The organism is Pseudaminobacter sp. Soil_N_29 (assembly GCF_057656055.1).
Map to the genome: position 1 here is coordinate 1 of NZ_JBDGLC010000024.1, position 1,001 is coordinate 1,001.

The following is a 1,001-nucleotide window of genomic DNA, read 5'->3' on the forward strand; positions in this document are numbered from 1 at the left end:
GCCCGCGCCGCCGGCGCCAGGGCCGTCGGCGCCATCCTGACCGGCATGGGCCGCGACGGCGCCGAGGGCCTTTTGGCCCTGCGCCAGGCCGGCGCCGCCACACTCGGCCAGGACGAGGCCACCAGCCTGGTCTACGGCATGCCGCGCGCCGCCTTCGAGGCCGGCGCGGTCGAGCGCCAGCTGCCCTTGGCGAGGATCGCCGGCCACATCCTCGCCCTCACCCGCTTGCATTCCAATGGAGCCAACCATGTCGTTCGTACAACATCTTAAGGTCCTCGTCGCGGATGACACGACCACCAGCCGCATGCTCATCACCGATGCGCTGCAGGACATGGGCATCCGCCAGATCGCGCTGGCCAAGGACGGCGAGGAGGCGCTGCGCATGATGATGGACAAGCCCTGCCACCTGATCCTCTCCGACTTCAACATGCCCAAGCTCGACGGGCTCGGCCTGCTCAAGGCGATCCGCTCCTACGGCCCGCTGCGCAACACGCCGTTCATCATCCTGACCGGCAAGAGCGACCGCGCCCTGGTCGAGCGCGCCGCCGCGCTCGGCGTCAACAACTACCTGACCAAGCCGTTCACCACGCCGCAGCTCAAGCGCGCCATCGAGGCCATCGTCGGGGAGCTGACGTGACCACACAGGCCAGCCGGCGCCTCACCGTGCTGCGCGGCGAATACCACGTCGCCGGCGAGGGCGTGGTGCTGACCACCATCTTAGGCTCCTGCGTCGCCGCCTGCATCCGCGACCCGCTGGTGCGCGCCGGCGGCATGAACCACTTCCTGTTGCCCGGCACCGCCGGCCGCGCCGGCCCCGATGCGCACAGCTACGGCGTCCACCTGATGGAACTCCTGGTCAACGGGCTCTTGGCCCGCGGCGCCCAGCGCCACCGGCTCGAGGCCAAGCTGTTCGGCGGCGCCAGGACCGTCGAGGGCCTGTCCGACATCGGCGCCCTCAACGCCGAATTCGCGCAAAGCTTCCTGCGCAACGAGGGCATCGC

3 protein-coding genes are annotated in these 1,001 nt (G+C 70.2%); all 3 read left to right on the forward strand.

Features of this window, described 5'->3' with window-relative positions; all coding sequences use genetic code 11:
* On the forward strand, nt 1-270 hold a 270-nt coding region (locus tag AC3A4H_RS23540), incomplete at its 5' end, for a chemotaxis protein CheB (protein ID WP_487768870.1).
* A complete protein-coding gene (locus tag AC3A4H_RS23545) occupies nt 248-637 on the forward strand; it encodes a response regulator (protein WP_348781278.1) in 390 nt (129 codons plus the stop codon). The genes AC3A4H_RS23540 and AC3A4H_RS23545, both read left to right, overlap by 23 nt.
* The coding region (locus tag AC3A4H_RS23550) for a chemotaxis protein CheD (RefSeq protein ID WP_487768871.1) at nt 634-1,001 on the forward strand (368 nt) is incomplete at its 3' end. The genes AC3A4H_RS23545 and AC3A4H_RS23550, both read left to right, overlap by 4 nt.